At 58.5% G+C, this 24,593-nt stretch carries 24 protein-coding genes; 5 read left to right on the top strand and 19 right to left on the bottom strand.

Annotated elements, in window-relative coordinates; translation table 11 throughout:
* Nucleotides 1-622: 622 nt before the first annotated feature.
* The 7 genes from lpdA to K6117_RS14265 form a co-directional block, all read right to left on the bottom strand.
* On the bottom strand, nt 623-2,032 hold the full coding sequence (gene lpdA / locus K6117_RS14295) for a dihydrolipoyl dehydrogenase (RefSeq protein ID WP_221796760.1): 1,410 nt from the start codon (nt 2,030-2,032) through the stop codon (nt 623-625).
* Nucleotides 2,033-2,147: 115 nt separating this feature from the next.
* Nucleotides 2,148-3,278, bottom strand: a complete 1,131-nt coding sequence (locus K6117_RS14290; protein WP_221796803.1) for an NAD(P) transhydrogenase subunit alpha — start codon at nt 3,276-3,278, stop codon at nt 2,148-2,150.
* Between the two features lie 26 nt (nt 3,279-3,304).
* Nucleotides 3,305-4,378, bottom strand: a complete 1,074-nt coding sequence (locus K6117_RS14285; RefSeq protein ID WP_221796757.1) for a phosphotransferase — start codon at nt 4,376-4,378, stop codon at nt 3,305-3,307.
* Entirely contained in the window at nt 4,375-5,541 is a 1,167-nt protein-coding gene (locus K6117_RS14280) for an acyl-CoA dehydrogenase family protein (RefSeq protein ID WP_221796754.1), read from the bottom strand. Before K6117_RS14280 ends, K6117_RS14285 begins: the two co-directional genes overlap by 4 nt.
* Before the next feature lie 54 nt (nt 5,542-5,595).
* Nucleotides 5,596-6,135, bottom strand: a complete 540-nt coding sequence (locus K6117_RS14275) for a VOC family protein (protein WP_343211805.1) — start codon at nt 6,133-6,135, stop codon at nt 5,596-5,598.
* Between the two features lies 1 nt (nt 6,136).
* The gene (locus K6117_RS14270; RefSeq protein WP_221796752.1) at nt 6,137-6,442 is read right to left on the bottom strand and encodes a putative quinol monooxygenase; all 306 of its coding nucleotides are present in this window, start codon (nt 6,440-6,442) and stop codon (nt 6,137-6,139) included.
* Nucleotides 6,443-6,505: 63 nt separating this feature from the next.
* On the bottom strand, nt 6,506-7,507 hold the full coding sequence (locus K6117_RS14265; protein ID WP_221796749.1) for an NADP-dependent oxidoreductase: 1,002 nt from the start codon (nt 7,505-7,507) through the stop codon (nt 6,506-6,508).
* Between the two features lie 110 nt (nt 7,508-7,617).
* On the opposite strand from K6117_RS14265, the gene K6117_RS14260 reads away from it, so the two are divergent.
* Nucleotides 7,618-8,019: a nuclear transport factor 2 family protein gene (locus K6117_RS14260; protein WP_221796746.1), complete on the top strand. Its 402-nt coding sequence runs from the start codon at nt 7,618-7,620 to the stop codon at nt 8,017-8,019.
* A gap of 220 nt (nt 8,020-8,239) precedes the next feature.
* On the opposite strand, the gene K6117_RS14255 is transcribed toward K6117_RS14260, so the two are convergent.
* The 7 genes from K6117_RS14255 to K6117_RS14225 all read right to left on the bottom strand — a co-directional run bounded on the left by K6117_RS14255 (nt 8,240) and on the right by K6117_RS14225 (nt 15,483).
* A complete protein-coding gene (locus tag K6117_RS14255; protein ID WP_221796743.1) occupies nt 8,240-9,679 on the bottom strand; it encodes a dihydrolipoamide acetyltransferase family protein in 1,440 nt (479 codons plus the stop codon).
* Between the two features lie 14 nt (nt 9,680-9,693).
* On the bottom strand, nt 9,694-10,704 hold the full coding sequence (locus K6117_RS14250) for an alpha-ketoacid dehydrogenase subunit beta (protein ID WP_221796740.1): 1,011 nt from the start codon (nt 10,702-10,704) through the stop codon (nt 9,694-9,696).
* A 16-nt stretch (nt 10,705-10,720) separates the two neighbouring features.
* On the bottom strand, nt 10,721-11,692 hold the full coding sequence (locus K6117_RS14245; protein ID WP_221796737.1) for a thiamine pyrophosphate-dependent dehydrogenase E1 component subunit alpha: 972 nt from the start codon (nt 11,690-11,692) through the stop codon (nt 10,721-10,723).
* A 26-nt stretch (nt 11,693-11,718) separates the two neighbouring features.
* Nucleotides 11,719-12,930 carry an acyl-CoA dehydrogenase family protein gene (locus K6117_RS14240; RefSeq protein ID WP_221796732.1) on the bottom strand — a complete coding sequence of 404 codons (1,212 nt, stop codon included), beginning with the start codon at nt 12,928-12,930 and terminating at the stop codon, nt 11,719-11,721.
* Nucleotides 12,930-14,075, bottom strand: coding sequence for a thiolase family protein (locus tag K6117_RS14235; RefSeq protein ID WP_343211804.1), 1,146 nt, complete (start codon nt 14,073-14,075; stop codon nt 12,930-12,932). The genes K6117_RS14240 and K6117_RS14235 overlap by 1 nt, the downstream gene beginning before the upstream one ends.
* Entirely contained in the window at nt 14,072-14,467 is a 396-nt protein-coding gene (locus K6117_RS14230; RefSeq protein ID WP_221796729.1) for a Zn-ribbon domain-containing OB-fold protein, read from the bottom strand. Before K6117_RS14230 ends, K6117_RS14235 begins: the two co-directional genes overlap by 4 nt.
* 215 nt (nt 14,468-14,682) lie before the next feature.
* Nucleotides 14,683-15,483 carry a helix-turn-helix transcriptional regulator gene (locus tag K6117_RS14225; protein WP_221796726.1) on the bottom strand — a complete coding sequence of 267 codons (801 nt, stop codon included), beginning with the start codon at nt 15,481-15,483 and terminating at the stop codon, nt 14,683-14,685.
* Between the two features lie 133 nt (nt 15,484-15,616).
* On the opposite strand from K6117_RS14225, the gene K6117_RS14220 reads away from it, so the two are divergent.
* Nucleotides 15,617-16,732, top strand: a complete 1,116-nt coding sequence (locus K6117_RS14220; protein ID WP_221796723.1) for an acyl-CoA dehydrogenase family protein — start codon at nt 15,617-15,619, stop codon at nt 16,730-16,732.
* A gap of 125 nt (nt 16,733-16,857) precedes the next feature.
* Here K6117_RS14220 and K6117_RS14215 read toward each other — a convergent pair whose 3' ends face one another.
* Both K6117_RS14215 and K6117_RS14210 read right to left on the bottom strand, forming a co-directional pair.
* Nucleotides 16,858-17,613, bottom strand: coding sequence for a ThuA domain-containing protein (locus tag K6117_RS14215; RefSeq protein ID WP_343211803.1), 756 nt, complete (start codon nt 17,611-17,613; stop codon nt 16,858-16,860).
* Nucleotides 17,610-19,025: an aromatic ring-hydroxylating oxygenase subunit alpha gene (locus tag K6117_RS14210; protein ID WP_221796720.1), complete on the bottom strand. Its 1,416-nt coding sequence runs from the start codon at nt 19,023-19,025 to the stop codon at nt 17,610-17,612. Before K6117_RS14210 ends, K6117_RS14215 begins: the two co-directional genes overlap by 4 nt.
* Before the next feature lie 145 nt (nt 19,026-19,170).
* Here K6117_RS14210 and K6117_RS14205 point away from each other — a divergent pair, with 145 nt between their 5' ends.
* The 3 genes from K6117_RS14205 to K6117_RS14195 are packed head-to-tail and all read left to right on the top strand — an operon-like array spanning nt 19,171 to nt 21,558.
* The gene (locus K6117_RS14205; RefSeq protein WP_221796717.1) at nt 19,171-19,953 is read left to right on the top strand and encodes an SDR family NAD(P)-dependent oxidoreductase; all 783 of its coding nucleotides are present in this window, start codon (nt 19,171-19,173) and stop codon (nt 19,951-19,953) included.
* Nucleotides 19,950-20,753 (top strand): SDR family NAD(P)-dependent oxidoreductase, encoded by an 804-nt coding sequence (locus tag K6117_RS14200; RefSeq protein ID WP_221796714.1) that lies wholly within the window; start codon nt 19,950-19,952, stop codon nt 20,751-20,753. The genes K6117_RS14205 and K6117_RS14200 overlap by 4 nt, the downstream gene beginning before the upstream one ends.
* Nucleotides 20,754-20,778: 25 nt before the next feature.
* Nucleotides 20,779-21,558 (top strand): SDR family NAD(P)-dependent oxidoreductase, encoded by a 780-nt coding sequence (locus K6117_RS14195; RefSeq protein WP_221796711.1) that lies wholly within the window; start codon nt 20,779-20,781, stop codon nt 21,556-21,558.
* Nucleotides 21,559-21,631: 73 nt separating this feature from the next.
* On the opposite strand, the gene K6117_RS14190 is transcribed toward K6117_RS14195, so the two are convergent.
* Genes K6117_RS14190 through K6117_RS14180 form a run of 3 tightly spaced genes read right to left on the bottom strand, consistent with a single transcriptional unit; the run spans nt 21,632 to nt 24,590 of the window.
* Entirely contained in the window at nt 21,632-22,420 is a 789-nt protein-coding gene (locus tag K6117_RS14190; protein WP_246605125.1) for an SDR family NAD(P)-dependent oxidoreductase, read from the bottom strand.
* Entirely contained in the window at nt 22,417-22,857 is a 441-nt protein-coding gene (locus K6117_RS14185) for a hypothetical protein (protein WP_246605124.1), read from the bottom strand. Before K6117_RS14185 ends, K6117_RS14190 begins: the two co-directional genes overlap by 4 nt.
* 2 nt (nt 22,858-22,859) lie before the next feature.
* Entirely contained in the window at nt 22,860-24,590 is a 1,731-nt protein-coding gene (locus K6117_RS14180) for an FAD-dependent oxidoreductase (protein WP_221796708.1), read from the bottom strand.
* Between the last annotated feature and the right edge of the window lie 3 nt (nt 24,591-24,593).

Genomic DNA, 24,593 nt, shown 5'->3' with positions numbered 1-24,593 from the left:
GTTCGGGATTGGGAATATTCTCCCAAATCTGCGACGCATGCTCCGAAATCAGCATCGAGGTGAAACCCACCTTGTCGCAATGCACCGAATTCTGCACGCCCCAGTCAAAGGTCTGCCGCGCCGTGCGGCCCGGACGCATATATGGGTGGAATATAAGTCCCGTTTCCATCGACATAACACTCTCCTATTTTAATACTTAAAGCTGTAATTTTTTATTTTTCACGCCATGTATTCGCTGCAGACATCGCCGCAATAGACTTCATATCAACATGGATTCGAATCGGCAGATTCTTGCGCCACAACAACATTAAGTCGATTGGCTTAATCTTATCACCTTTTTTCAGGCGCGCAAGCGGCTAAAGCCGAAATCTAAAAATGCGAAATTTCCACGTTAAAACAATAATTTATAGGTATATAGTTTCCAGAAGCGGCAGCACCCCCCGACTCATTCAACATGTGAGTTGAAATTTATCCTCGCAATTGAGGCGCGCATGGAGCGCGAATCTGCATGCGGATTCTATATGTACGCATTGATGTCCAACATGTGGACCGAACATAAAAAAGGGAGCCGGTACATCCGTACCGACCCCCTTTCGATTACCCGTTTAAAGACGCTGGCGCGTTAAATATGTATCGCCCGGCCATAAGCGGCGAGCACGCTTTCATGCATCGCTTCGCTGATCGTCGGATGCGCGAACACCGTCTGCATCAGTTCGACCTCGGTCGTCTCCAGCGTGCGCCCGACGACATAGCCTTGGATCAGCTCGGTCACTTCCGCGCCGACCATATGCGCGCCGAGCAATTCGCCGGTCGCCTCATCAAACACGGTTTTGACAAACCCTTCGGCCTCGCCCAGCGCAATCGCCTTGCCATTGCCGATGAACGGGAATTTACCGACCTTGACCTTATACCCGGCTTCCTTGGCCTTGGCCTCGGTCATGCCAACGCTGGCGACCTGCGGATGGCAATAGGTGCAACCCGGGATGTTCGCCTTGTCCATCGCATGCGGATGCGCGTTCTTGCCCAGCGCTTGCGCGATATGTTCCGCCGCAATCACGCCTTCATGGCTCGCCTTATGCGCGAGCCATGGCGCACCGGTCACATCGCCAATCGCGTACACGCCCGGCACATTGGTGCGGCAAAATGCATCGGTGACGAGATGGCCACGATCCGTCGCAATGTTCAGCGCCTCCAGCCCGATGGCCTCGGTATTCGGCACGATCCCGACCGCGACGATGACATGACTGAACTCTTCCGAGGTAATCTTGCCGTCCGCGCCCTTGATCTCGGCGGTGACGCCCTTGGCATCGGTCTTGATCGCCTGCACGCCCGTTGAAGGCCGAATATCCATGCCCTGCTTGGTCAATGCCTTGAGCATGAACTCGCTCACATCCGCATCTTCCACCGGCATGATCCGGTCGAGCATTTCCACCACGGTCACGGCTGCGCCCATGTCATTATAGAAGCTCGCGAACTCGATCCCGATCGCGCCCGAGCCGATGACGAGCAGCTTGGTCGGCATTTCCGGCGGGGTCATCGCATGGCGATAGGTCCAGATGCGCTGCCCATCCGCCTTGGCGAACGGCAGATCGCGGGCGCGCGCACCGGTCGCGAGGATGATGTTCTTGGCCGAGACATTCGTCACCTGCCCGTCCTTGGTGACGGCCAGCGTGTCCTTGCCTGTCAATTTGCCATCGCCGAAATAGACGGTGATCTTGTTCTTCTTCATCAGGCCGGTCACGCCCTGATTAAGCTGCTTGGCAACGCCACGCGAACGCGCGACGACCTTCGCCAGATCGAACCCCGGCTTTTCAACCGAGAGGCCATATTTCTCGGCCTGCTGCATGTAATGATAGATTTCCGACGAACGCAGCAGCGCCTTGGTCGGAATGCAGCCCCAGTTGAGGCAGATGCCGCCCAGGCTCTCGCGTTCAACAATCGCGGTTTTCAGACCCAATTGTGCCGCACGGATCGCCGCCACATAACCGCCCGGGCCAGAGCCAAGCACTACAAGATCGAACTGGTCGGACATATCATTTCTCCACTCATCTATCGGTGATGACGCTGCGCCGATCGCGGCATTGGAACGTCGCCACCTGAAATGCAGATTATGCTATCGACCTGCATTTCCTTGGCGTCTTGCATAATCAGGCGGACAAAAGCCGTTCATTCACAACCTTGCCCTGATGGGTCAGGCGGATGGCCTTGGTGATTTCATCTTCATCCGGCAGATTGGGGCGACCAGCGTCCTTGTCCCAGAATGCCGAGAGGAAGTTGAAGAGGTTGCGCGAGAACAAGGCCGATGCATCCGCCGCAATCCGTGACGGTACATTCTTGTGGCCGACGATCTTCACGCCATGACGTTCGACAATCTCGCCCGCAACCGCGCCTTCGACATTGCCGCCCTGTTCGACCGCGAGATCGACGATCACGCTGCCGGACCGCATCGATGCAATTTGGGCGTCCGAAATCAGGCGCGGTGCCGGACGTCCCGGAATAAGCGCGGTGGTGATGACGATGTCCTGCTTGGCAATATGCGATGACACGAGCGCGGCCTGCGCCGCCTTGTATTCATCGGACATTTCGGTGGCATAGCCGCCCGAACCTTCGCCCTCGATCCCCTTGACGTCATCGACGAAGATCGCCTTGGCACCAAGCGATTCAATCTGCTCCCGCGTCGCGGAACGCACGTCCGTGGCCGACACCTGCGCGCCCAGACGCCGCGCGGTTGCAATCGCCTGCAAACCGGCAACACCAACGCCCATGACGAACACACGCGCCGCAGACACCGTGCCTGCCGCCGTCATCATCATCGGAAAGGCGCGGTCATAGGCACCCGCCGCATCCAGCACGGCCTTATAGCCGGACAGGTTCGACTGGGACGACAAAATGTCCATCGACTGCGCGCGCGTGATGCGCGGCATGAATTCCATCGCCAGCGCATCGACGCCAAGGCCCGCATAGGCATCGACCCGCGCACGTTCGCCAAACGGGTTCAACCCGGCCACGATCCACGCGCCCGTCTTCACGCCGTCGAGCGAAACGGGATCTGGCCCCTGCACGCCGAGGAGAATGTCCGCGCCCTTGATGGCGTCCGCACGGCCAACGACCGTTGCGCCCGCATCGACATAGGCCTGATCGGCAATCGAGGACGCAGCGCCTGCGCCCGTCTCGACCACCAACTCCGCACCCAATGCCTTGAACTTCTTCACCGTCTCAGGCGTCCCGGCCACGCGGCGTTCACCGGCGGCGGTCTCTTTCAATATTGCGATTTTCATCATGTCTGGCCGTTCCTGAGAAATGTTTATTGTGCGCCTGCGCGGACAGCTTGTTCCCAAGCAATGCGTGCCAATTCGGGGAAGCTGGCGGCGCGTTCCTTGGCCTGTGCGGACGCGGCGGTGCCACGGATCGCACGGCCCTTGATGCCATGGAAAATGGCCGCGAGACGGAAGAAGTTGAACGCGATGTAGAAATCATATGCCGGCATCGCCGCACGCCCGGTGCGACGGCAATAGGCCCCGAGATATTCTTCTTCGCTCGGGATATTCAGCGCCTCAAGGTCAGCGCCATATAGCCCGGCCACGATATGCGGCGGCATCCGATACATCATCGCATTATAGGCAAAATCCGCGCCCGGATGGCCCAATGTCGACAATTCCCAATCCAGCACCGCCAGCACCTTGGGTTCAGTCGGATGGAAGATCATATTATCGCAGCGGAAGTCGCCATGCACCACGCTGGTCAAATCGCCATCATCGGGAATGGCATTGGGCAGCCATGCGATCAGCTTATCCATATGCGGGTCGCGCCCGGCGTCTGCATCTTCCAGATATTGCTTCGACCAACGGCCGATCTGACGCTCGAAATAATTGCCGGGACGACCATAATCGCCAAGGCCGACCGCCTCATAATCGACGCTGTGCAACTGCGCGAGCGTCGCATTCATCGCATCGAAATAGGCCGGACGATCTTCGCGGCTGACATCGGGGAATGTCGCATCCCAGATGATCCGCCCTTCCACCATGTCCATCACATAGAACCATGTGCCGATGACGCTTTCATCGGTGCAAAGCCCATAGACATGCGCGACCGGGAAGCCGACGCTGCCGAGCGCGGTCAGCACCTTGGCCTCGCGTTCGACGGCATGGGCGCCCTTCAGCAACTGCCCCGGCGGCTTGCGCCGCAGGACATAGGCATGGGTCGGCGTCACCAGCTTATAGGTCGGATTGGACTGGCCGCCCTTGAATTGCTCGACCGTGATCGGCCCTGCAAAACCGGGGACATTGGCCTCCATCCAGCCGGTGAGCGCGGCGACATCAAAGCTAAAGCCCTCGCGGACCTCGGTCGTGCCCGCATTCTCTCCAGCACCTGCGCTCATGCGCCCAACGCCAGCTTGTTTTCGCGCTTGATCTTCTTCGCGAGTGACCATTTGTGAACTTCGGTCGGGCCGTCATAAATACGGAACGCCCGCACTTCGCGGAACACCTGCTCCACCACCGTATCCTGCGTCACGCCGGTGCCGCCCATGACCTGCACGCATTTATCGGCGATGCGCATCAACGCTTCCGATACGGCGACCTTGGCCATCGAGCTTTCCGACGTGCCGAGCGACCCGGTATCAAGCACGCCCGCGCACCAATCGATCATCAGCTTCGACTGCTGAATATCGATCATATTTTCCGCCAGCATGAAGCCAACGCCTTCATGATCGACCAATGGCTTGCCGAACGCATGACGCTTGCACGCATAAGCCGTGGCGATTTCCTGCGCGCGGATGCAGGCACCTAACCAGCGCATGCAGTGCGACAGACGCGCGGGCGACAGACGGATCTGGGCATATTTGAAGCCCTCGCCCGATTGGCCGAGCATCTGATCCGCCGAAACGCGGAGATTTTTGATCTGCACGACCGCATGGCCGCCCGGCATCGAGCTATCGATAGTATCCAGCACGCGCTCAATCGTGATCGCAGGGTCTGGCAGGTCCACAAGGAACATGCAGGCGCCATCCGAAGACTTGGCCATGACGATGCCGACCTTCGAGCCTTCGGCCCCGGTGATGAACGCCTTGCGACCGTTGATCACCCAATGATTGCCATCCTGATGGCAGGTGGTCTGCATCATCATCGGATCGGAACCCGCGCCGCCATCTTCCGCCGGTTCGGTCATGAAAAAGGCCGAGCGCGCCTCACCCGACACCAAAGGCGCAAGGAAATGCGCCTTCTGCTCTTCCGAGGCGACATGGCCGAGGAGATACATATTGCCCTCATCCGGTGCCATCGTATTACAGGCGAGCGGTCCCAGTGGCGACAGGCCCGAACGGATCAGCACTTCCGCCGTTTCACGCTGGGTCAAATGGGAACCATCGGGCAGGATATGCGGGGTCAATACGCCCGCTGCCTTCGCCTTGGCGCGCATTTCCATGACGAGATCGTCGCTCGGCCCGTGAAAGCCGCAACGCGGGTCCTTTTCATAAGCGAATATGACGTCGCGGACGAACTTTTCGACCCGGTCGGCCACTTCGATTGCGCGGGGGGTTACCATTCGTAATTCTCCAGTCTCATCATCGTAATTTCACCGAAACAAGGCGCACCCATATCAGCCAAAGCTGATGTCGGTAATCACCCCTTCCCCGGTGAATGTCTTGGCCGCTTGGGCCACCATATCGTAAAAACCCGTCAATTGCGGCAGCGGCTGGTAGATTTCCACCATATGCCCTGCCACCGCCACGGTGTCCATAAACGCAAACGCAAAGCCATCGGCCATTTCGGCATAAAGCGCCGTTTCATGCCCTGCCGCATTGAACCGGGCGATTTCAGCCTGCACATCGTCGACGAACAAGGCGATGTGATGAATGCCGCTCGCGCCCGCGCCTTCCGGATACATGTCGTGAAAGGCGGATGGGCCGGGATTATTCTGCTGGACGAATTCGATCATCAGCTCGCCCCATTGGCCATAAGCCGAAGTGTGATCGAGCGTGCGCTCTACCCCGCGATGGACGGCGCGGCGCAACGGAATATGCTCGGCCACGAAATACGGGCCGGAACCGAACAGGCGATGATGCGCCAGCGCCGCCGCCCGCACATCCGGCACGAAATAGGCAATCTGCCTGATCGGAAGGTTCGCCAGCGCACTCACCTCACATGCTCGGCAATGGGCGCGTACCGGCGATGTCAAAAACCTCAATCGTCGATGCCGTCATATTGCCGCCATGCTTGCCGAAAAACTCGACGATCCACGGCATCTTCAGATGCTCGACCAAGGCTTCATAGCTTTCCCATTGCTCCAGCACGTTGACAAGGCCGGTGGCCGCATCTTCGACCAGCAAAGAATAATGAATGCAGCCCGGCTCGGTCAGCACTGTGGGGCGCATCGCGGCCACATCGCGGACAAATGCGTCAATTGTTTCGGGCTTCATGTTCATCGCGCCAGCAACAAAAATCATTTCTCTCTCCTATTCAGACAGCGACCATTTATCAGACAATGATGAAATCAGCCAATGCAGCGATCAAACCGTGACCATGGTCTTGCCGGTCGTTTTCCCCGACATCAGATCGATAAAGGCTTCCGGCACCCGCTCCAGCCCGTGACGGACATTCGCCAGCGGCTTCAACGCCCCCGATGCAATCCAGCCGTCCAACTCTTGCTGGGCCTGCGCCAGATGCTCTTGATGGTCATAAGTGAGGAAGCCGCGCATCGTGATCCGATTGACGACGAGCTGCCACAATGTCTTCACCCCATAAGGGTGATCGGCGTCATTATACTGGCCAATCATCCCGCACACTGCAACACGGCCATGCATCCGCATCAACGGCAGGATGGTTTCCAGCGTTTCGCCGCCGACATTGTCATAATAAACGTCCACGCCCTCCGGCGCCGCCGCCTTGATCGCCGCCGCAAGATCAGGTTCGTCGCGATAGTTGATCGCCGCATCGAAACCGAGATCGAGGATCGTCTTGGCCTTATCGGCATTGCCTACCAGACCGATGACCTTGCAGCCCTTCAATTTGGCAATCTGCCCCGCCGTGCTGCCGGTCGCGCCCGCCGCCGCGCTGATCAGCACGGTCTCGCCCGGCTTGACCTGCCCGATCACATTGATGCCGACCCATGCGGTCAGGCCCACCGGCCCTTGCACGCCCATGTAATTTTCAAGCGGCACGCCCGGTGCGGGATGGACGGTTTCCAGACCCAATGCAGATGGCGTCAGAACATAACGCTCGGACCATGTCGCCAGCGCGCGGACATAACTGCCCACCGGAAAATCTTCATTGTTGGATTCGACGACCTCGCCGAGCGACATGCCCATCACGGGTTCACCCAATTCCACCGGCGGCAAATAGCTGGGCCGATCATCCAGAAAGCCGCGAATGGCGGCATCCAGCGAAAAGACTTTCGTCTCGACACGGAACTCCCCCGCGCCCAAAACCGGATCGCGACGATCCTCCAACCGGAAGTTTTCCGGCAGCGGCACGCCCGTTGGGCGCGAGGCAAGTATAATATGGCGAGTCATGTGTGGTCTATGCCCCTCCGCAGCCCCCTTAGGGCAGCTAGCCATAGCACTAGGTGCGTATTTTCGCTGCAAAAGGGAACTGTCGGCATCACCTACAAGGAGAGCTTACAATGACAAATGAAGAAACTGTCGACCTCGTCAACCGCCTCTATGCCGCCACCGGCGTGGGTGATTTCGATCTCGCGGAAACGATGCTGACCGATGATTTTTTCATCACCGAAGCCGACACCCTGCCAATGGCGGGCGTGTACAAGGGCCGCACCGCATTGCGCGACCTTTATTCCAAGGTCATGGGCATGATGGATGTCGCCGGGCTTAAGATCGAAGCGATCACCGCTGGCGGCGATTATGCCGTGGTCGTGCTGTCGTTCCAGTTCGCTGATCCAAAGCTCGCCCCCGCGCATCTGTGCGAAATGTTCCTGTTCCGCGATGGCAAGGCTTGCGAAATTCGTCCTTATTATTTCGATCCGACCCCAATTATCGCCGCCTGCAAGGCCAAGGGTTCGATCTGAGCCTTACACTTCTTCCCTCGTCATTCCCGCGCAGGCGGGAATCCAGACGCACCATCGCATCGAGGGATGTACATCCCGTGACGGTCCGCCCTGTCTGGATCCCCGCCTGCGCGGGGATGACGTTAAGGGAATGCAGGGATGACGGCGCGTTAAGAGACACAAAAAAGGCCACCCCGAACGGTTCGGGGTGGCCTTTTTCATGAACTCAGTAACGTGCCTGTCAGGCGAACAAGCCTTCCGGCGCTTCAATCAGGCCCTTCAGCGTCGCGAGGAACTTGGCCCCCGCCGCGCCATCAATCGCGCGGTGATCGCAAGACAGGGACAGGCCCATCCGGCTTTCAAAACGCACCTGGCCATTTTCGCCTTCGGCAGCGACCTTATTGATCCCGCCGACCGCCAAAATCGCGCCCTGCGGCGGATTGATGATCGCATCGAACTGGTCCAGCCCGAACATGCCAAGGTTCGACACCGAGAAAGTGCCGCCTTCCATATCCGCAAACGACAATTTGCCGCTTTCGGCCTTGGCGATCAACCCCTTGGTGGCAGCGGCGATTTGGTCGACCCGCAGCGTATTCGCCGCGCGCACAACCGGCGTCACCAGCCCCTTGGGCGATGCGATGGCAACCGAAACATCCGCATGGGCAAAGTGATGAATCGTATCGCCATGGACCTGCACATTGACATCAGGATGACGCGCCAGCGCCACGCCCACGGCACGGATCAGATAATCATTGATCGATGCCTTGGTCCCCAGCACGAGATTGGCCGTTTTCCGCATCGCCAGCAATTCATCCACCCGCACATTCATGCGCAGATAGAAATGCGGGATGGTCTGCTTGGCTTCGGTCAGACGACGAGCCACGACCTTGCGGATCTTGTCCATCGGCACGATCGTTGGGCGGTTATCGACCGGCGCTGCGGGCGCGAGGAAACCGGCGGCTGCCGGTGCCGCGGGCTGCACGAGCGCCAGCACGTCCGCCTTGGAAATACGACCGCGTGCGCCACTGCCCTTGACCTTGGACAGATCGACATTGTGCATGGCCGCCAATCGCTTGGCGAGCGGGGATGCGTAAAATCCATCAAGATTGAGCGGCAGTTCCGCCACGCCCAGCAATGCCGGGGCAGATGCGCTGCGGCTCGCTTGATCGACGTCCTGATAGGTAATCCGACCGCCACGGCCAGAGCCTTCGATCGGATCGAGATCGACACCACGCAGTTCCGCAAGCTTCAACGCTTCCGGGCTGATCGGACGGTTGGTCTCGATCTTCTTGGGCGTGGGCGCAGGCGCAGGCGCGGCACTGGCGGCAACCGGCGCAGGCGCAGGGGCCGCATCGTCCGATTGACGCGCGGCAACGCTGGTGTCTGCCGCCTTGAAATTGCCCATAAACGCATCGATGTCGGCGTCGCTATCATCTGCATCTGCAAATATCGCGAGCAATGCCCCCACCGGCTGCACATCGCCACCCGCCGGGATGATGACCCGACGCAACACAGCGTCGAACTCGGCCTCGACTTCGTTGGTGATCTTGTCGGTTTCAATCAGGCACAGGGTCTGGCCGCGCTTGAAGGCTTCGCCCTCTTGCACCATCCATTCCGCGAGTGTGCCTTCAGTCATTTCGATGCCCCATTTGGGCATGGTGAATGCGCGAATATTGGCCATGGACCTGTCCTTAATCAGCGCCAGGCCAAGATCTTGCGGACTGCCGCCTCGATCTTGTCCGTCGAGGGAAGATAGGCGCTTTCCAGTTCGCGCGCGAACGGCACCGGCGTATGCGGCGGCGTCACCATCACGGACGGCGCCTTGAGGCTGGAATATGCCTTTTCAGCGACCAAAGCGACGATGTCGGTCGCGATGGAGCAACGCGGCGTGCTTTCGTCCACCACGATCAAACGACCGGTCACCTCCACCGAATCGAGGATCGCTTCTTCATCCAATGGGCTGGTCGTGCGCAAATCGATGACATCGCAACCAATGCCTTCCTTGGCCAGCTTGTCCGCCACGCGTTCGCAGAAACCAACCATCAGACCACAAGTGACGATGGTGACATCCTGCCCTGCACGGGTAAGGCGCGCATGACCGAAAGGAATGGTATAATCGCCGTCCGGCACCTCGCCCTTGGTCGCATAAAGCGCCTTGTGTTCAAGGAACATCACGGGATCGTCATCGCGGATCGCGGTGCGCAACAGACCGACCACATCCGCCGGGGTCGATGGTATCACGACCTTCAAACCCGGCATGCTGGTCAACAGCGAATGCACCGACTGGCTATGCTGCGGCGCGGCGTTGAAACCGGCACCATAGGCCATGCGGACAACCGCCGGGCATTTGCTCTTGCCGCCAAACATATAGCGGAACTTGCCCATCTGGTTCCATATCTGGTCAAGGCTCACGCCGATAAAATCGGCGAACATCAGTTCGGCAATCGGGCGCTTGCCCGACAAGGCCAAACCATTGGCCGCGCCGATAATGGCGCTTTCCGAAATCGGGGTGTCGATCACGCGGTTCGCGCCGAACTTGCCGAACAGGCCGGTCGACGTGCTCCAGATGCCGCCAATGGCTTCCGGGCCGCCTGCGGTGCCCATGCCGCCGACGATATCTTCGCCGAGCATCACCACATTCTCATCGCGCTCCATTTCCTCGAAAATGGTCCGGAGCACTGCTTCACGATACATCATGTTTGCCATGTCAGTCTCTCCCCAATCAGTACGAAATATAGACGTCGGTGAGGACATCTTCGGCCGTCGGACGGGGCGCTGCACGCGCACCTTCGACGGACGCTTCGATCAGGGACATGACATCGGCATCAACCGCATCAAGATCTGCGCCTTCAAGCAATTTCGCCTGCGTGACCTTTTCACGGAAAATCTTCAAGCAATCGCGTTCATCGCGAATCCGGTCGAGTTCGCCCTCGCCACGATAACGCTGGGGATCGCCCTCGAAATGGCCGAAGAAGCGCTCGGTGTCGAATTCGACCGCCGCAGGGCCATTACCCGCGCGCACATATTCCAGCACTTCGCGCATGGTTTCATGGACCGAGAAGAAGTCGACGCCATTACCGCGCCAGACCTTCATGCCGAATGCTTCCGCACGGCTAGCGATGTCCAGATTGGTGCCGACAGCATAATCGACGCCGGTATGTTCGGAATAATGGTTGTTTTCGAACACGAAAATGCACGGTGCCTTGGTGACAACCGCCATGTTCATCGCTTCAAAGGTCGTGCCCTGGTTGCACGCGCCGTCGCCGGAAAATGCAATCGAAACCTTGCCCTTGCCATCGATCTTGGCCGCCATCGCCGCGCCGACAGCAATCGGTGCGCCGCCGCCAACAATGCCGTTCGCACCCAACATGCCGTGATCGAGATCGGCGATATGCATCGAACCGCCCTTGCCCTTGCACGTGCCTTCGCTGCTGCCCCAGATTTCCTTCATCATCGTCGGGACATCACAGCCCTTGGCGATGCAATGGCCATGGCCGCGATGGGTCGAAATGATCTTGTCGACGCTATCGAGATGCTCGCACACCCCAACCGCGACAGCTTCCTGACCGCAATACAAATGGGTGAAACCCGCGATTTCGCCGGTCATGATTTCAGTGTGCAGTCGCTCTTCGAATTCGCGTATCACCTTCATCTGGCGATATGCGCGCAGTAACGCGTCTCGGCTCAATTGCATCTTGTCGATCCTCTTCCTTCAGGCTCTCACAGGCCCAACACAGTTTTGGCGATGATGTTGGCCTGCACCTCATTGGTGCCGCCGAAAACGGTCCATGCACGGCTATTCAAATAGCGCGGGCTGGCGAGCTGCGCGCCGCTGGAATGCAGCGGCGACACGGGCGCATCCGGGCCATAAAGTGGCCGGGTGGTATCAAGCTGAAGCCCGGCATGGCCATAAAGGTCAACCGCCAGCAAATCCACATCCTGACGAATTGAGGATGCCAGCATCTTGATCAGCGACGTCTGCGGCCCCGGCAAGCGGCCCTTGGCCACATCGGCCAAAATCCGCAGCTCGATGATTTCAAGCGACTGCGCCGACAGGCGCACCGACGCCAGACGACGCTTCCAGTCGACATCATCGGCCAATTTGCCGCCCTTGCCATCCGGCTCATGCGCGGCGGCCTGTTCGATCGTGCTCAGATCGGCCAACAGGCGCGGCGCGAGGCAGGAACCGCCCCGTTCATTTTCCAACAGGAACTTGGCGATCTTCCACCCGTCCCCTTCTTCACCAACGCGTGCGGACACAGGGATTTCGACATTGTCGAAAAACACCTGATTGACCTCATGATCCCCGGCAAGGGTCAAGATCGGGCTGACACTCACGCCCGGCTGATCCATTTCCAGCAGGACAAAGCTGATGCCCGCCTGCGGCTTGCCTTCGGTGGATGTGCGGACAAGACAGAACATGCGGTTCGCATGATGGGCGTGGGTCGTCCAGATTTTCGAACCGTTGATGATGTACTTGTCGCCCACCCGCTCGGCGCGGCATTGCAATGAGGCAAGGTCAGACCCCGAACCCGGTTCGGAGAAGCCCTGACACCAATAATCTTCACCCGACAGGATCCGTGGCAGATAGAAATCCTTCTGCTCTTGCGTGCCGAAATTATAAATCACCGGTGCCAACAGCTTGAGGCTGAGCACGGTCAAGGTCGGCGCACCCGCAAGCGCGCATTCCTTTTCAAAGATATAACGCTGGGTCGGGGTCCAGCCCGGACCGCCATAGGCCACCGGCCATTGATAAGCGAGCCAACCCCGCTTGTTCAAAATGGCATTCCAGACCTGACCAATATCCGGCTCGACAAAGACCGACGGCGTAGCCGCCGCGCACTTACGCATTTCCTCGGTCAGGTTTTCCGCAAGAAAAGCCCGCACCTCATCGCGAAACGCCAGTTCGTCAGAAGAAAAATCGCAATCCATCAACGTTCCAATATCGTAACCGCAGACACGCCGGGCGCGCCATAGACATGGCTATAAGCGGTTTTCGGGTTATTCGGGACCTGCCGACCGCCGCCATCGCCACGGAGCTGGACCACATTTTCATACACCTGACGCAGGCCCGATGCACCGATCGGTTCGCCACAGGCAAGACAGCCACCATCGGTATTGACCGGCAGTTGGCTGCCGATTTCCGTCCGACCTTCAGCCAGCCATGCTTCTTGTTCGCCATCCTTGCAAAAGCCGTTTTCGGCCATATGCATGATTTCGGCACCGGCTTCGGTGTCCTGCAACTGCGCGACCGCAATATCCTGCGGGCCGATACCGGCAATCGCAAAGGCATCGCGCGACGCGATATTCGTCGCCGAACCACCACGCTTGATGTCGATCGACGGGGCGAACACCTCGAACGAACCGGGCGGGCGCGTCCGCATCGTCGCGGCCTTCAGGCGGATGAACGGCTTGCCGAGTTCACGCGCTTTCTTCTCGCTCGCGAGGATCAGGGCAACGCCGCCTTCTGCCGGGGAGCAGAACATATATTTGGTATAGGGATCGCTCACCAACGGTGCGTTCATGATCGTTTCAAGATCGACCGGTTCACGCCGCCACGCATGGGGCGCATGCACCGCATTGCGAAACGCCTTTTCCGCCACGCGACCAAGGCTGGTCGGCGAAATGCCATGTTCATGCATATAGCGCGTGACCTTCGCCGCAAAAAACTGCGTCGTGATCATATAGCCCGCTTCGCCATACCATTCCGGCAGATTATATTCCGACGGCAAGGCGTTGAACGCGCCGCGCGGATGCTTGTCGAAACCGACCGCAAGGCCAAGATCGAACTCACCCGATTTAATCGCCATCTGCGCCGAAAACAGCGCCGACCCACCCGCCGCGCAACCATTGCGGACATTGATGAACTGCATGCCCGTGAGGCCGAGATTTTCCACCATCGTATCCGGGTTACCGGCAGAATCCGACGCGCCATAGGCGAATTGAATGTCGGCCCATTCGACACCGGCATCCTTCATCGCCTGTTGGACGGAATACACCCCCTGCTCCATCCCGGACAGGCCATCGGTGCGGCCAAAAGGATGGATGCCGATGCCGACAATGCAAACGTCGCTCACTGTTTGTCTCCGACCGGTTGAAATGCAGGGATCAGCACCGAATCCGGCGCATCTGGATCAAGGGGGATCTGCACCAGTTCAACTGGCATGCCGATTTTGATATCTTCGAACGCCACATTGGTAAGCCGCGCCTCGACGATCACCTCGCCCGGCAATTCGACATAGGCCACCGGCCAAGGGCGAAACGCTTCCGGCCCCAGATAGGGCGGCGATTTCGGACGATAGCGCTGAATCGTATACGACCAGACCGTGCCGCTCCGCCCCAGCGGATAAGGCTCGTACGCCTTGCCCGGCGGGCAAGGGAATACAATGCGTCCCGTGGTAAGGTGACGACCGCCCACAAGCCGTGGCGGCATTTCGTCGGTGAACAATCCTTCGGCGATTGGCCGCATCTCGGGCATACTCCTGATTCCGTAGCCAGCACTAAAGCCGGAAAAACCAACCTGACGAGACTCCTAAAAACGCTAGGGTTGTCTTTTCGGATAGGGGGCAGTTGCACCTGAACAAACGGAAAAGCGTTGAAAAACCAAATTAAAGGCACATCGGGCAATAGCCCATTATCTTGTCATGCAGCTTGTCAGACAGGGACAACGCCCCTGCCGCGCGATCAAGATGACAACTGGCTCAAGGAAATATAGCCAAGCTGCGCTGCTTTGAAGACGGTCTGGCTGCGATTGACCGCATCCAATTTGATTGACGCGTTGTGGATATGGAAGCGCACGGTCGCGCGACTGCGCCCGATAATCATGCTGATTTCAAGGTCGGTCTTGCCAATCGCGGCCCAGCGAAGGCATTCCACCTCACGCTTCGACAATCTGGTGCCGGGCGGCAGGCGCTGCGCCTCGCTCGTCACTTGCACATAGCTGGCGATAAAGGTCCGGGCATAAATGCCGAGCGCATCGCCATTCACCTCAAACTCCTCCGACAAATCCATCCGCGTGCGATCAACCGGATTATAGCTGACAACGCCAATCTGTCCGAACGGCAGATGCACCGGCACGACCAGCGCCGAGCGCGTCAACGCCCGTTGTTCAAAATTATTAAGCGCGATCAGGTTGAGATAATTATTCGTAAGCCGCGAGTGAAAACCCTCGGGATTTACCCAGAACGGCTCGCTCTCGAAACGGCAGGCCGCCGTGATCGGCGAATCCAACGCAATGCGGGAGTTGCGCCACCATACCCGCTCATCATCCGGCCAACCAAACACTTCATGTGCAAGAATCGCCCCCTTTTCATCGACTGGCGTCCGTTTGTCCGCAATGTCATGAGCGATGGCAACGCGCATTTGGGCCAGATCATAAGCGATATGATGGAACGCCTCTGCCGCGCGCCGGATATCACCCGGCCCGGTTACACGTACTGCATTGATATGCGCTTGCTCTAGGATCGGCTTCAAATTCTTTTCCATTCATCCCACACCTAGATAATTATAGACCTTACGACACGCCATTTCAAATAGCCTAGCCTTTTGATGAGCGCCCTATGTCCCAACGAAAGTATTAGACCCAAATTTAGTAAAAATCATATTGTGGCGACAACCAGTGAATTTTGACCTGAGCGAAGACGAAGAAATGCTGAAGGCAGTGGCGGAACGTTTCGTCACGGACCATTACGACCTTGAACGGCGGCGGGGCTATCTTGCCCATCCTCAAGGCTTCTCGCCAGAGAATTGGGCGCTGATGGGCGAATTAGGCCTTATCGCAGCCCCTTTTGCGGAAGACAATGGCGGAATTGGCGTGGGCCGAACCGGCATGATCACCATTTTTGAAGCATTGGGTCGCGGCCTTGTCGTTGAACCGCTTGCCGAATCCGTCGTGCTGGCGGGTAGCTTGTTCGAACGCAGCGCGCCGGATGATTTGAAGGCCGCATGGATCGAATCGCTGGTGATGGGCGAACGCCGTCTCGCCGTCGCCCATGCCGAGGCCAATGCCCGCGACAATGCGAATTGGGTCGAAACCACCGCGCAGATCATCGATGGCAATGCCATATTGAACGGCGAAAAATCGGCGGTCATCGCCGCCATCGGTGCCGATGCCTATCTCGTCAGCGCGCGCATTTCCGGCACGCCCTTTGACCCAGCGGGCATTGCCCTGTTCCTGGTCGAAGCAGACACGCCAGGCCTGTCGGTCACATCATGGCGCACGGTTGATGGCAGCGTTGCTGGCATCCTCACGCTTGATAATGTCAGCGTCCCGCCTGCACATTTCCTGAATGGCGGGGCACAGGCGCTGGCCTCAGCCCAACTCGACGCATCGCTTGTCCGCAGCGCAGAGATGCTCGGCATCATGGAGCGCATTTTTGCGGAAACGCAGGATTATCTGCGGACCCGCAAGCAATTCGGCAAGCCGCTCGCGAGTTTTCAGGCACTGCAACACCGGATGGTCGCGCAATATTCGGCGCTCGAACAATCGCGCTCCCTGCTCTATTTCGCGGCGATGACCGACCCTCTCGACCTCGCGTCCTCGCAAAAGGCGATTGATGGCGCACGCGCCTTCATCGCGCAGGCGGCAGTGCCATTGGGCCATGAAATGATGCAATTGCATGGCGGCATGGGCGTGACGGATGAACTCATCATCGGCCATGGCCACAAGCGTTTGCTGATGCTATCCCGCTGGCCGGAATCGCCGATCGCCACGCTGGACCGCCACGCGGCTTAAACGCGGCCAGAAACAAGGGGCTTGCGGGGTTAATCACCCCCACCCCAACATCAACAGCTACAAAAAAGGGCGGGAATTTCTCCCGCCCTTTTTCATGTCATCAATGATGCAGCTTATAAAAAGGCTTATTTGCCTTCTTTCAGCCAATCTATGCCGCGACGCAGCAGATCGTAAAAGACCGGCAGATCCCATGCACAACGATCAACCGTCGGCCACCAATCGGCCATCGGTTGCAGGTCATAATGGCCACGGCAATGGCCCAGGGTCAGATACAATACCGCGCCCTTGCCATGCTGCTTGATATAATAGACCGGCTGGGTGCCAATCGCGTCTGCCGCCTCGACAAAGCCCGTTCCCGGGACAGTGCATTCGGTTTCCAACAGCACATGCAAATCGCCATGGCATTCGAGGTGATAAAGCTCATCCGTGGTTTCAAACGGCTCTACGCCCTTCACCAGCGGATGTTCCGGATCAGCAACCGTCACCAGATAAGGCGCAATCGGCGGGTGCGTCAGGAATTGCGAACCGATCATATCCATGAACAAAGGTGCCCAGCGCGGGGCATCCCACAGGCCGTTATCCAGCAAGCGCAGCACGGAATTGGTCCCGTGCAGCGCATACCAGCGACCGCCCTTTTCAAGCCATGCCTTCAACGCCTCCTGCGCCGCCAAGGAAGGCGTGACATCGCAGGTATAGGTGATGATGATATCGGCTTCGTTGATCGCCTCGATGTTCTCATAATCTTCGAACACCCGGGTGCGGACGCGCTGCTCTTCCGACAGGAGCTTTAAAAGCTCCAGCCGGGCAAAGTCCATATCATGCCAGACGCCCCCGCAAATCAGGACGCAATTGACGCGCTTTGGCCGTTGCTCTTCGCTCACTTCTTCCAGCCCCCCAGTTCACCGGAGATGTATTTGTCCATCGTCTGGTGGAAATGGCGGATGCGGATTTCCTGATAATTGGCGAGATGCACCTTGCCGTTCTTCGAGCAATGCAGGCCATCCTGTACAAAAGGCAGGTTTTCCATATCCTGTTCGAACACATCGCCCAGAATGCCGATTTCCTTACACGCCGTCCAAGGTTCATCCTTGCCCAGCATGCGCATCTGCGCGCCGCGCGGCATTGGTTCGCCCTTGGGGACGCGGGTCAGAATGCGGACTTCCATGATGCAGGTGTCCGGCGTCTTGCCCGGCTTCCAGCGATAGACGATGTTCGGCATGAACCCGCCCCAAGGCGCGAAATGCGGGAACACATTATAGACCAGACCATCCAGCAATTCCGCATCGGTGGCATGTTCATGATCATAGCCCGACATCTTGGTATAGGCTTCACGCATCGCCGCGCCGAGTGCAGCACGTGCCGTCATGCCTTCCGGCACGGTGACAGCGAACGGATCTTCGGAATAGCTGTCGGCGGAACGACCGTTATATTTGACGAACTCGTCCACGATCCATTGTTCCGACTTGCCATCCCGGCTGAGGTGCGGCGACATCACACCGAACGGCGTGTTGTTGACGTTCACATTGTCGCCCCAGGTCCAATAGGCCCCGTTGCAATCGCCGGTGAACGGCAAGAGCTGCGGATGGGTGACGATCGTGTGCCATGCCTCCATAAAGGCTTCCATCACGACCTTCCAATTGGCCGAAACTTCCTTGGCGACCCACATGGCGGTGACGCATTCTTCATGACGCCAGCGCTTGAAATGCTCCGGCAGTGGCGCGAGATATTCTTCAAGGCTCGGCCCGCCCTTTTCCTCACGCAGGAAGATATAACCGCCCCAGCGACCGATTTCGGCCTCCGGCAGTTGCAATTCTTCGTTCGTCAGATGCTCGAAATCCCATTTGCAGGGCATTTTCTGGAAGCTGCCGTCCTTGTTCCACGTAAAGCCGTGGAACGGGCAGACGAACTGATCGGCATTGCCGTCGGTATCGCGCAATTTGCGGCCACGATGCAGACAGATATTATGCACGGCCTTGATCGAGCCATCTTCCTGACGCGTCACGAGATAGGAGCGACCGACATTTTCATAGACGATGTAATCGCCAGCTTCGGGAATATCCTCTTCGCGCGCGGCAAACTGCCACACATAAGGCCACATGCGTTCACGCTCGAGCTTGGCGAATTCCTCACTCGTATAGCGCGTAGCAGCCAAAGGATCAGACCCGCGATAGGTATAATGTTCTTCCACCAGAAAGTCTGGCGCAGGCCGAGAATCGATATTCATCAATTCCTGCCAACTGATTCCGTCGCAACGGTTTGCGCCGCCGCCGGATTTGGGGTCTAAATCTGCCATTAAATCCTCCACCAACAGATATTTCTGCATATGAATTGCAACTTGGCCATCGCGGGCCACATAGTCACCTTGCCGAAAGCATAGGTTATTTCTGCTGTGAAATCGGCCAGTCATCCAACGGGATATAATTTAGGAGATTTTGCACGTGTCGAAAAGGCTCGAAGGTAAGGTTGCACTCATCACCGGCGGGACGTCGGGGATCGGTGCCGCCGCTGTCCGCAGGCTCGCAAGCGAGGGCGCAAAAGTGGCCTTCACCGGCTCCAACGCCGAAGCTGCCGCCGCATTATGCGCTGAAACCGGCGCCAGCTTTCACCCCCATCGCGTGCAGAATGCCGATGCATGGCCGGTATTGATGGAAGAACTCCACAAGCTTTATGGCCGTCTCGACATCGCCTTTGCCAATGCCGGCATGGAAGCGGGCGATAGCAATATCGAAGAAATCGACGTTAATAATTGGAACAACATCATCGCCGTCAACCAGACCGGCGTGATGCTGACCGTGCAACATGCAATGCGCGCGATGAAAAAGAACCCGGAAGGTTCGGGCGGCTCGATCATCGTCAACAGTTCGATGAACGCCAATCGCGCGATGGGCAATTTCCTTGCCTATTCGGTCACCAAGACCGCCGTGTGCGCCATCGTCAAATCCTCCGCCATTCATTGCGCCCTCACCGGCACTAAGATTCGCGTCAATGCGGTCCTGCCCGGCGTGGTCGAAACGGCCATGATCACCAATCTGATCAACCAGCAGGAAGATCCGGTCGCCACGCGCAAGGCCTATGAAGCCATGTCACCGATGCGCCGTATGGCGAAGGTCGAAGAAGTAGCCGGCCTTGTCGCCTTTCTCGCTTCGGACGAAGCTGCGTTCATCTCGGGCGCTGAATATGTCATTGATGGTGCCACTACAGCAGGGACGATGGGCGTATGAAGCGGCTTGAAGGACGCGTCGCCCTTGTCACAGGCGGCTTGCGCGGGATCGGCATTGCCACGGTCGAACGCTTGCTCGAAGAAGGTGCAGAAGTCATCATCGCCGATTTGAAGGCGCCGGATGATGCGGATGTGCAGGCCACGCTCAAGCAGCTTGGTCAGGCAAGCAGCTATATCCAGCTGAACGTCACGGATGAAGCACAGTGGGAAGCCGCTGCCGCATCCGTGCGGCGCGATTTCGGTCGGCTCGACATTCTCGTCAACAATGCCGGCATCGACGGCATCGGCCCGGTCGAAACCATGCCGTTCGAAACATGGCGCCGGGTCATGTCGGTCAACAGCGACGCCTTGTTCCTCGCGACCAAGCATTGCACGATTTTGATGTCGGAAACCGGCAAGAAAACCCGTGGCGGCGCATCGATCGTCAATATCAGCTCGATCATGGGCCTTGTCGGCTGGATCGAAGCCTCGCCGTACAACGCATCCAAGGGTGCGGCACGTTTGTTCACCAAGGCGACCGCGCTGGAATTCGCGCGCAAGGGCATGGGCATCCGCGTCAATTCCGTACATCCGGGCTTTGTTCGCACGCCATTGCTGCAAGAAGGCTTTGACCGCGCTGCGGAATTGAACACCGCCTCCACTGCGCAGGAATTGCTGTCCACGCTCGATCAGATGACCCCGCTTGGCCGCGTGGCCGAACCGTCGGAAATCGCGGCAACCATCGCGTTCCTTGCATCAGATGACGCCAGCTACATGACCGGTTCCGAACTGGTCGTGGATGGCGGCTGGACGGCACAATAAGCCGCAAGGCTATCAGGAGAGTTATATGACTATCGCCCTTCCCGATACCATCGCGGTCGTCACCGGCGCAGCCGGTGGCATTGGCCGTGAATTGTGCAAGGCGCTGAAAGCCGCCGGTGCCACTGTCATCGCGACTGATCTTGCCGCATCTGCCACAGACCTGACCGCCGATCATTATCTGCAACATGACGTGACCGATGCTGCCGCATGGCAGCGCGTCGCTGATTTTGTGGCCACGACCTATGGCCGCCTCGATGCGCTGGTGAACAACGCCGGTTTTTCGATCGTGGTGAAGTTCGAGGATTCGCCCTTGTCCGAATGGCAGCGCGTCCAGTCGATCAATGTCGATTCCATGGTCATCGGCATTCAGGCCATGCTGCCGATGCTGAAAGAAGGCGGCAAGGCCCGCAAGGGCGGCGCATCGGTCGTCAACTTCTCGTCGGTCGGCGGCAAGAATGGCGCGGCGTTCAACGCGGCCTATTGCACCAGCAAGGCGGCGGTGGGGATGCTGACCAAATGCCTCGGCATCGAATTCGCGGCGCTTGGTTACAACATCCGCGTCAATTCGGTCCATCCGGGCGGGATTGAGACGGCGATGCTCAATTCGATCCTCAACCGCTATGTCGAAATCGGCGCTGTGCCGAGCCTCGATGTCGCGCTGGAAGGCGTCAACCGCTCCCATCCAATTGGCCGCATGGGTCGTCCGGACGAACTGGGCGGCGGGGTTGTGTATCTCTGCTCCGAAGCCGCGAGCTTCGTGACAAGCAGCGAATTGGTGATCGACGGCGGCTTCACCGCGATCTGATTGCGACATTCCGCACATAAAAAAGGGGGCGATCCATCATGGACCGCCCCCTTTTTTTGTCTCTTGTTCATGATCAGCGGGTCAAATAGCCCGCATCGACCGCGAGCGAATGGCCCGTGACAAAGCTGGCCGCATCGCTGCACAGCCATGCGCTGGCCTCCGCCACCTCACCCGGCTCGCCGAACCGGCCAAAAAGGCTGAGCGACGGCGCGAAATCTTCTTCCCGGAGGTCCGCATCGCCCAGTGCGCGTTCCAGCATTGGCGTGCGGATCGAACCGGGCAGCACCGCATTCACGCGAATGCCCCTGCCCGCATATTCGAGCGAACCCACCTTTGTCAGGCCGATCACGCCATGCTTGGCCGCAGTATAAGCCGCATTATAGGGCTGTGGCCTGACCGAACTGACCGAACCGATATTGACGATCGAACCGGTGCCACCCTGTTTCAGCAACTGAGCGATCTGATATTTCATGCACAGCATTACGCCGCGCAGATTGACGCTGATCACTCGGTCGAAAACATCCATGTCCGCATCCGCGATCATCGCGTTATCCGGCGAAATCGCCGCATTGTTAACCGCGCAATCGAGCCGCCCATAATGGCCGACGGTAAATGCCACCATCGCCGCGACCGCCACTTCATCCGCGACATTCGCAACCGTGGCCACTGCATCGCCGCCTGCATCGCGGATGGAAGCCGCAACAGCCTCCACCGCTTGCGCGTTCACATCGGCCAGAACGACACGGGCACCACGCGCCGCCATCAACCGGGCGGTCGCCTCACCCATGCCCATCCCGGCACCGGTGACGATGGCCACCCGGCCATCAAGCGAGGTTTTACCTGCGTCGATCTTCATCGTCATTTTTCAGCCCCCTTGGCGATCCATTCGCGAATTTTCGCGACCTCTTCCAATGGCAATGGCGGTGCTGCAAATGGCATGCGCGCACCGCTACCGCCATTTTCAAGATGCTTGCCTTCCAGCTTCATCACCAGATAGCTCGCATCCGGATTGCCGGGGACCACGCGCTTCTTATCCGTCGCCTCAATCGACGCGACATTGACGAGGCTTTCCCAAGCCTTGTCCGGGGTCAGCGCCATCTGGCCAGCTTCCGAACCGGTCAAATGGCAGGTCGCGCATTTCTGGCGAAAGATCGGCACGATCTCATTGACGAAATAGGACGATGCCGCCGCCGGGGCTTGCGCCTCATTATTAGCCTCGGCCACAGGCTTATCACCTGAACAGGCCGCCAGCGCCAGCAACGTCATCGCGGCCATGCCGGACTTCATCATATCATGCATGATCATGCCCCCTTGGTAGCCGCATGCTTGCCTGCGATGAACCCGAAGGTCAACGCCGGTCCAATCGTGCCGCCTGCGCCCAGATAGGCTTGGCCAGTCGGGGCGGAAATGCAATTGCCCGCGCCATAAAGCCCGGAAATCGGCTTGTCGCCAGCCCCAAGCACCTGCGAATGTTCGTTGATCAGCGGCCCGCCTGCCGTATCCAACGCGCCCGGCGCGAGGATCAGCGCATAATATGGCCCGGTGGCCGCTATCGGGTGCATGGTGTTGTTGGGATAGGGATTGGCTGGCTGGGTCGTGCCTGCGCGACGGGGCGAGAACACTTCATGCCATTCGCGATCATAGAGATGCTCGCCACGATTGAATTCAGGGTCCTTGCCCGCCACCGCGAAATTATTGAAGCTGGCAATCGCCGCCTTCATATTGGCGCCGAATTCCGGTGCAAGGCGCACGCCGCCGGTATGCGCTTCCAGCTTGGCCAGACGCTGGGCAATCCCGGCTTGCAGCGCATCAAGGGTCGGCGCTTCGATCAGATAGGGCTGTTCACCCTTATTGGCCGGGAATGGGAACGCCCCGCCAAAGGCATCGATCGACCGCTGATCGAACAGCATGAACATCAGATGGTTCGGATATTCTTCGCGCGACGGATCATAAGGGAAATGCGCCTGCGTACGGTCGTTATAATCCCGCTTTTCATTGACGCAGCGCTTGCCATATTTGTTGACGAGGATCATCGAATCCCCCGGCAATACGAACGCACCAAGACCGATAGCACGGTTGGCCAGCGCATCTTCCAGCACGACCTGCGTCCGCCATCCAAGGCCTAGGCTACCCATTTTCGCGCCAATATCGCCCGCAAGGCTGATGAAATCGCCGGTCGATCCCGGCAAGGCGCATGCGCCATAGACGGCAGGCTGGTGCAGATTGCACAGATCGACATTGTGCGCATAGCCGCCCGAACCGAAAACAACGCCCTTATTGGCCTTGATCCGGATCGTCTTGCCGCCCTGTTCCGCCTCAACCCCGATCACGCGGTCGTCATTGCGCAAGATGCGGGTCACGCGAGTATCGGTCATGATCGGCACATTCTTGCCACGCAGCCATTTTTCAAGCTGGGCCGCAAGGCTGCTTCCCCCTTGCGACGAACCGGCACCGACGGCTGGCTCCAACGCGCGACCGACCGGCACCTTATTTTCAGGCAGATGGTCGGCATAATCAGGCGCAGGCCGATCGACATGGAACATGCGGAACTGCTTGAAGCTGATGGCTTCGATCTCGCTCAGCCGATCAATCGTCGCCGCGCCATTGTCGTAAAAGGCCTCTGCCGTTTTGTAGCGGATTTCATCCAGCCCCAAGGTCGGGCTGTTCGGATCATATTGGCGCGGGAAGCCATAGCGCACGAGATATTTCAGCGCGTCCTGCTTTTCATCCTTGATGCCCTGCTCACGCAGCACATGGTTGTTGAAAATCCACGTCACGCCACCCGATTTGCCCGTCGTGCCACCCAGCAAGGGCATTTTTTCGACCAGCAAGGCCTTGGCGCCATTATCCAATGCCCCAACGGCTGCACCGCAGGCAGCGGCACCAGAACCGATGCACAACACATCGGTTTCATGGTCCCATTTGCCTTCCGTGCCCTTGTCCGACTTCGAACATGCAGCCGTCGTCACCGCCACGGCGGCGATACCGGCCCCGGCAAGCAATTGCCGACGGTCAAGAATCTTGCTGGTCATATT

This window comes from Alteraquisediminimonas sediminicola, from assembly GCF_019740335.1.
Classification (GTDB): Bacteria; Pseudomonadota; Alphaproteobacteria; order Sphingomonadales; family Sphingomonadaceae; genus Alteraquisediminimonas; species Alteraquisediminimonas sediminicola.
The sequence above is the reverse complement of the archived record's forward strand: the minus strand, read 5'-3'. Positions and strand labels throughout refer to the sequence as shown.

Bases quoted from the DNA above. Each gene is read 5' to 3' on its own strand.
- lpdA (WP_221796760.1), bottom strand. From the start codon at position 2,032: ATGTCCGACCAGTTCGATCTTGTAGTGCTTGGCTCTGGCCCGGGCGGT.
- K6117_RS14290 (WP_221796803.1), bottom strand. From the start codon at position 3,278: ATGAAAATCGCAATATTGAAAGAGACCGCCGCCGGTGAACGCCGCGTG.
- K6117_RS14285 (WP_221796757.1), bottom strand. From the start codon at position 4,378: ATGAGCGCAGGTGCTGGAGAGAATGCGGGCACGACCGAGGTCCGCGAG.
- K6117_RS14280 (WP_221796754.1), bottom strand. From the start codon at position 5,541: ATGGTAACCCCCCGCGCAATCGAAGTGGCCGACCGGGTCGAAAAGTTC.
- K6117_RS14270 (WP_221796752.1), bottom strand. From the start codon at position 6,442: ATGATTTTTGTTGCTGGCGCGATGAACATGAAGCCCGAAACAATTGAC.
- K6117_RS14265 (WP_221796749.1), bottom strand. From the start codon at position 7,507: ATGACTCGCCATATTATACTTGCCTCGCGCCCAACGGGCGTGCCGCTG.
- K6117_RS14260 (WP_221796746.1), top strand. From the start codon at position 7,618: ATGACAAATGAAGAAACTGTCGACCTCGTCAACCGCCTCTATGCCGCC.
- K6117_RS14255 (WP_221796743.1), bottom strand. From the start codon at position 9,679: ATGGCCAATATTCGCGCATTCACCATGCCCAAATGGGGCATCGAAATG.
- K6117_RS14250 (WP_221796740.1), bottom strand. From the start codon at position 10,704: ATGGCAAACATGATGTATCGTGAAGCAGTGCTCCGGACCATTTTCGAG.
- K6117_RS14245 (WP_221796737.1), bottom strand. From the start codon at position 11,692: ATGCAATTGAGCCGAGACGCGTTACTGCGCGCATATCGCCAGATGAAG.
- K6117_RS14240 (WP_221796732.1), bottom strand. From the start codon at position 12,930: ATGGATTGCGATTTTTCTTCTGACGAACTGGCGTTTCGCGATGAGGTG.
- K6117_RS14230 (WP_221796729.1), bottom strand. From the start codon at position 14,467: ATGCGGCCAATCGCCGAAGGATTGTTCACCGACGAAATGCCGCCACGG.
- K6117_RS14225 (WP_221796726.1), bottom strand. From the start codon at position 15,483: ATGGAAAAGAATTTGAAGCCGATCCTAGAGCAAGCGCATATCAATGCA.
- K6117_RS14210 (WP_221796720.1), bottom strand. From the start codon at position 19,025: ATGGCAGATTTAGACCCCAAATCCGGCGGCGGCGCAAACCGTTGCGAC.
- K6117_RS14200 (WP_221796714.1), top strand. From the start codon at position 19,950: ATGAAGCGGCTTGAAGGACGCGTCGCCCTTGTCACAGGCGGCTTGCGC.
- K6117_RS14195 (WP_221796711.1), top strand. From the start codon at position 20,779: ATGACTATCGCCCTTCCCGATACCATCGCGGTCGTCACCGGCGCAGCC.
- K6117_RS14190 (WP_246605125.1), bottom strand. From the start codon at position 22,420: ATGACGATGAAGATCGACGCAGGTAAAACCTCGCTTGATGGCCGGGTG.
- K6117_RS14185 (WP_246605124.1), bottom strand. From the start codon at position 22,857: ATGCATGATATGATGAAGTCCGGCATGGCCGCGATGACGTTGCTGGCG.
- K6117_RS14180 (WP_221796708.1), bottom strand. From the start codon at position 24,590: ATGACCAGCAAGATTCTTGACCGTCGGCAATTGCTTGCCGGGGCCGGT.